This window comes from Shewanella abyssi (assembly GCF_023284025.1).
GTDB classification, from domain to species: domain Bacteria; phylum Pseudomonadota; class Gammaproteobacteria; order Enterobacterales; family Shewanellaceae; genus Shewanella; species Shewanella abyssi.
Genome location: NZ_JAKIKR010000128.1, coordinates 1 through 719 on the forward strand (window position 1 = coordinate 1; position 719 = coordinate 719).

Consider the following 719-nt stretch of genomic DNA (forward strand, 5'->3'; position numbering starts at 1 on the left):
TAGAGTGTAATGAAAAGATTTATGCGACATTAGCTCAGTTGGTAGAGCGATACCTTGCCAAGGTATAGGTCATCAGTTCGAACCTGATATGTCGCTCCAATTTAAAAAGATGTACGCGACATTAGCTCAGTTGACTCTTTATTAGAGCAAAAGGGCGATACCTTGCCAAGGCATAGGTCATCGGTTAGTTTTTTAGAACCTGATATGTTGTTTCAATTTTTAAAAGATTTACGCGACATTAGCTCAGTTGGTAGAGCGATACCTTGCCAAGGTATAGGTCATCAGTTCGAACCTGATATGTCGCTCCAAATAAAAGCTTATGGAATGACCAAATTCGGTAGGTAAAAGATTTATGCGACATTAGCTCAGTTGCTAGAGGTGAAGAACGATACCTTTAGTTAATGTGTACAGCTAGAGTGTAATGAAAAGATTTATGCGACATTAGCTCAGTTGGTAGAGCGATACCTTGCCAAGGTATAGGTCATCAGTTCGAACCTGATATGTCGCTCCAATTTAAAAAGATTACGCGACATTAGCTCAGTTGGTAGAGCGATACCTTGCCAAGGTATAGGTCATCAGTTCGAACCTGATATGTCGCTCCAATCTTTCTCTAGTAAAAACCCAAAACCCTAACTAAATTGTGTTTATAGAAAGAGTTGATACCGCTTTTTTGCCAAGGCATAGGTCATCAGTTCGAACCACTCCTGCTTGAATCAATC

Annotated in this window: 4 tRNA genes; all 4 read left to right on the forward strand. The window is 40.1% G+C overall.

The features are described from left to right. Positions 1-23: 23 nt before the first annotated feature. The 4 genes from L2755_RS22035 to L2755_RS22050 all read left to right on the forward strand — a co-directional run bounded on the left by L2755_RS22035 (position 24) and on the right by L2755_RS22050 (position 602). A tRNA-Gly gene (locus L2755_RS22035) sits at positions 24-99 on the forward strand. A gap of 133 nt (positions 100-232) precedes the next feature. Next, a tRNA-Gly gene (locus tag L2755_RS22040) sits at positions 233-308 on the forward strand. Between the two features lie 127 nt (positions 309-435). Beyond that, positions 436-511, forward strand: a tRNA-Gly gene (locus L2755_RS22045). 15 nt (positions 512-526) lie between these two features. Next, a tRNA-Gly gene (locus L2755_RS22050) sits at positions 527-602 on the forward strand. The last annotated feature ends 117 nt before the right edge of the window (positions 603-719 follow it).